Origin of the sequence: Bartonella sp. AA126HLJHH, from assembly GCF_042197425.1 — a bacterium.
Classification (GTDB): domain Bacteria; phylum Pseudomonadota; class Alphaproteobacteria; order Rhizobiales; family Rhizobiaceae; genus Bartonella.
On the sequence record NZ_JBHIRU010000043.1, the window covers coordinates 1 to 5505 of the forward strand.

The 5505-nt window shown below is 41.3% G+C and carries 1 pseudogene; it reads right to left on the bottom strand.

From position 1 onward, the window contains the following. Nucleotides 1-5505 (bottom strand): annotated as a pseudogene (locus ACFIQC_RS09150) (hypothetical protein); the annotation flags it as partial.

Genomic DNA, 5505 nt, shown 5'->3' on the forward strand with positions numbered 1-5505 from the left:
CCATCATCATTGACAGTTTTAAGTTTGAATGTGGGTGCAACCCATTCTCCATTTTCATAGCCAGCACCTCCACCAAAATACGTCGCAACTGTTTGATTCATTGAATAAAGCTGATTGCCCGTGATCGCTTCTGTTGAACCTTTAGAAATTTCTCCATCTAATAGAAACTTCAATTTGCTATTGTTTCCTTCCGTTCCATGCTTAGCTACAAATGCATTGGCTTCATTATTCCAATTCAAAGAATCCTGTGCGACTCCTTCAGAAACTTCCTTAATCCTCTGATTGATATTCTTGATATTTGTATCAAGTCCTTCAAAAGCTGAACCAACATTGGTAAAAGGTTTGGCTGTTATCTTACCATCTTTATCAATCTCCGATAAACTATAGGTCGGCCCTGTAAACGCACCATTATTAAAAGCTGCATTACCTCCTAAATAAGTAACAACCTTATCATTCGTTTCAAAAAGCTGACCACCCGTTACAGCATCCGTTGATTTAGCGCTAATCTCACCATTTGCAAGGAACGTAATTCTACTGTTTTCTTGTGTCCTTACAGCTCTGCCTTGTTCTTCTTGCTTCTTCTCATGACGCGCTACAAAGGCATCGGCTTCCTTGCTCCATAACAAAGAATCCTGTGCTACTCCTTCAGAAACTTCCTTAATCCGTGCATTCACATTTTTGATATTCTCATCAAGACCAGTAAATGCACTACCAACATTATCAAAAGAGCCATTTGTTATATTACCAGCTGTATCAACCTTGGATAACTTGTAGGTTGGTCCTGTAAACGTACCCTCAACAAATTTTGCATCGCCACCAAGGAATTTAGCTACATTCTGAGAAATCGTGTTGATCTGACCGCCATTAACCGCATCATGCGAACTCTCACCAATGGCACCATCTTTTACATTATGAAGTGCAACTGGTCCTGCATCCTTACCTTTACCTAAAGTCACACTCGTGTAATCAATGCCGCCATTCTCACCCTCTTTTTTATCGTAATGAACAACAGCCGAGCCATCTGACTGAAGGCTGGTAGAAAGATCCTTCAAACCTTTATCAAGCTGACCTTTGTTAACAGCTTCATTATCCTTTGTTGCTTCACCAACACCTGAAAGTGTCCGATCCGTACCAGTCTTGTTGGCTATGTTGATTTCACTGCCTTCTACTTCTTTACCAATAGTGATAACCTTCGTATTATCATCCTGCTTGGCAAGGCTATCACTGACAACATTGGTCACATCATTATGAACATTCGTGATAGAACTCGCAACTCCAGCAAATGCTTCCGATACACTATTGTAAACCTTTTCCTCACCAGCACTACCATCAGAATTGACAGTTTTAAGCTTGAAGGTAGGTGCAACCCATTCTCCCTTTTCATTATAACCAGCTCCTCCACCAAAATACGTCGCAAACTGTTTTTGCAGATCATAAATCTGTCCACCCGTAATCGCATCACTCGAGCCTGATACTATAGAGCCAGCTGCAAGTGATGTAAGCTTGCTGTTCTCTTTATTGTCCCCATGCGTCGCTACAAACGCACCTTTAGTCTTGCCCCATAACAATGCATCGCCTTGAACTGCTTGCGTAATATTACTTAGTTTTTCATCAAACTTTTTGACCTCATTAGACAGATGAGTGTTCACATTCTTGACACTCGTATCAAGACCCGCAAAGGCGCTACCAACATCGTTATGTGAATTAGTCGTTACTGTACCATCGTCAGAAACATTAGAGATTTTATAAGTCGGAACTGTAAAAACACCCTCTTTAAAGGATGCTTCTCCACCAAGAAACTTAGCTAAATCCTCACCGATTTTGTTAACCTGTCCACCCGTGATTGCATCACGTGAATCCTTGGCAATCTGACCATCAGCAACATTATGAAGACCAACAGCCGCCTTATCCTTACCTTTACCTAAAGTCACACTCGTGTAATCAATGCCGCCATTCTCACCCTCTTTTTTATCGTAGAGAACCACTGCTGAATCTTCTGACTGAAGACTGCTGGAAAGATCCTTCAGACTTGCATCAAGCTGCGCTTTATTGACTGCCTCGTCCCCATTTTGCGCTGCCTTAACACCAGAAAGAATTCGAGCATCACCATCCCGATTTAAAATATTGATTTTATTGCCGCCTCTTTCCGCACCAATAGTAATAAGACCCATCCTATCCTGCTTGACAAGGCTTTCACTCACTACATTCGTAATCTCTTTGCTGATCTCATTTTTTACATTCGTAACAGAATTACCAACTCCAGCCAAAGCATCCGCCACATTGCTATAAGTTTTCTCTTCAGATTTACCATCATCCTTAACTGTCTTAACCTTAAAACTTGGAGCTTTCCATTGTCCTTGCTCATCATAGCCAGCACTACCACCAAAATAGGTTGCAAGTTGTTCGTTCAGCGAATAAAGCTGTCCACCCGTGACAGCATCCGTTGAATCTTTAGAAACATCACCATCTAAAAGAAACGTAATTTTGCTGTTATCTTGAGTGGCTACAGCTCTGCCTTTTTCTTCTTTGCTCTTTTCATGACGTGCTACAAAGGCATTGGCTTCATCATTCCATAACAAAGCATCACCTTTAACTTGCTGAGTAATATTCGTTATGTTTTTAGTAAGTTCGTTAAACTTATTTGTTACATTATTATTGACATTCTTGATATTGCTATCAAGCTGGCTTTTGTTAACAGCGTCATTATTGTTCTTTGCTTCCCCAACACCAGAAATTATCCGATCCGCACCGCTTTCATTTGCAATATTGATTTCTGCGCCACCTACTTTTGCACCAATAGTGAGACGATGCGTTGTTTTGTCTTGCTGAACAAAGCTCTCGCTTTCCACTTTGGTAATCACATTATTAACCTGTTCAGTCAATTTATTCTGAACATTCGTGATAGAACTTCCAACACCTGTAAGTGCATCAGCTACATTCGTATAGTTCTTGTCAAAAGAAGTACCATCCTCACCAAACTGCTTGATCTTGAAATCCGGTGCTTTCCATTGTCCTTGCTCATCATAACCAGCACCTCCACCAAAATAGGTTGCAAGTTGTTCGTTCAGCGAATAAAGCTGACCACCCGTTACAGCATCCGTTGATTTAGCGCTAATCTCACCATTTGCTAGAAACGTAATTCTACTGTTTTCTTGTGTCCTGACAGCTTTGCCTTTTTCTTCTTTGCTCTTTTCATGACGCGCTACAAAGGCATCGGCTTCCTTGCTCCATAACAAAGAATCCTGTGCTACTCCTTCAGAAACCTCTTTAATCCTTGCATTCACATTCTTGATATTCTCATCAAGACCTGCAAAAGCGGTTCCAACACCTTGAAAGTCACTCTCTGTTACAACTCCATCTTTAGCAATGTAAGATAATTTATACGTTGGCTGTGTAAGAGCTCCATCTTTAAAGGATGCTTCTCCACCTAAAAACTTAGCTACATCCTCACCGATTTTATTAATCTGTCCACCCGTGATTGCATCATGTGAACCCTTGGCAATCTGACCATCGGCAACATTATGAAGACCAACAGCTGCCTTATCCTTACCTTTGCCTAAAGTCACACTCGTATAATCAATGCCGCCATTATCACCCTCTTTTTTATCGTAATGAACAACAGCCGAGTCATCTGACTGAAGGCTGGTAGAAAGATCCTTCAAACCTTTATCAAGCTGACCTTTGTTAACAGCTTCATTATTTTGTGTTGCTGCCTTCACTCCAGAAAGTATCCTATCCCCTTTATTCTTGTTGGTTATGTTGATTTCTCCGCCTTCTACTGCTGCGCCAATAGTGAGACGACTCGTTGTCTTATCTTGCTGAACAAAGCTTTCGCTTTCCACTTTGGTAATCACATTATTAACCTGTTCAGTCAATTTATTCTGAACATTCGTGATAGAACTTCCAACACCTGTAAGTGCATCAGCTACATTCGTATAGTTCTTGTCAAAAGAAGTACCATCCTCACTAAACTGCTTGATCTTGAAATCCGGTTCTCTCCATATGCCCACTTCATCATATCCAGCACCTCCACCAAAATAGGTTGCAAGCGTGTTACCCATTGTATAGAGCTGACCACCATTTACTGCATCTGTTGAGTTTAGGGTAATCTCACCCTTTGCAAGGAACGTAATTCTACTGTTTTCTTGTGTTCTTACAGCTTTGCCTTTTTCTTCTTGCTTCTTCTCATGACGCGCTACAAAGGCATTGGCTTCATCATTCCATAACAAAGAATCCTGTGCTACTCCTTCAGAAACCTCTTTAATCCGTGCATTCACATTCTTGATATTTGTATCAAGACCAGTAAATGCACTACCAACATCTTTAAAAGAGCCCTCTGTTATATTACCCTTTGTATCAATCTTGGATAAATCATAAGTTGGTCCCGTCATGTCAGAACCAGCAACTCCTGCACCTCCACCAAAATATTTTGATGTATTCGCCATAGCCTTTTCCAGATTTCTCGCTGTGGACGAAAGACCCTCATTGGTTTTGCTTAACTGTGAAAAATTAACTGCATCGTTCGCTCCAGTGCCATCAGACACTCCTGTAATCTTTTTACCCCCAGCATCTATCCCAGAAATGATTATTTTCGGTCCACCTGTAATCACTAAGCCTGTTGCATCTAAGGTACTGCTTCCTGCATTTACTTTATTGACTGCAATATCCTTGGCTAGATCAAATTTTATATTATTGTCATCTTTGCCTTTGCTAATTTGAAGATTTTCACTTGCCGCTGATAAATCGATCTTGCTCTCTATACCAATAGTTGTAGCATCTGCACCACCAACAGACAGCTGCCAACCTTTATCTACGTAATTTTGTAATGACTTTATCTGCGCAACATTTACTGCATCAGTCAGTTCAGAACCAGCTGCTACCCCTATAATTTGTCGCGTTCCCTTCTCGCTGAGATTACCAACACTCATGGCACCATAAACACTCTTCCATTGAACTTCAGCACCTGTTGCACTCGCTTTCTTATAAGGAGAATAGCCCAAAACACCACTAGCCCTATTGGCTACAGAATCACTTCCTATAGCAACACCTCCCGCAACCGTCACATTAGAGCTAGCGCCTATAGCAATTCCCTGCAACGCCTGCTCCTTTGCATATGCATTGTACCCCATAGCAATCGCTTCATTTGCATAACTATGTGCTTTACTACCGAAAGCTATTGAAAAATCACCAACTGAAACTGTTCTCTCTTTTTCATCATAACTATCGGTTAGAGAAGAGCCGATTGCAATGCTATTTTTAGTATTTCTACTACGACCAGCTAAAGCAGTTAAGCCGATAGCAATCCCTTGGTCAGCCTTCGTCTGCGCTACTTGCCCGTACACAATAGCATCATGAGACTTTCCCTCAGACCGTACACCATTGACAAGAGGATTACCCAACACCCCATCCCTAGTCATTTGACCGCCCGTTACAACTCCTGGAGTTAAAGCTGCTCTTGTTATTTTTTTACTTCCAGCATTCATATCAATTGAACGTATCGAATCG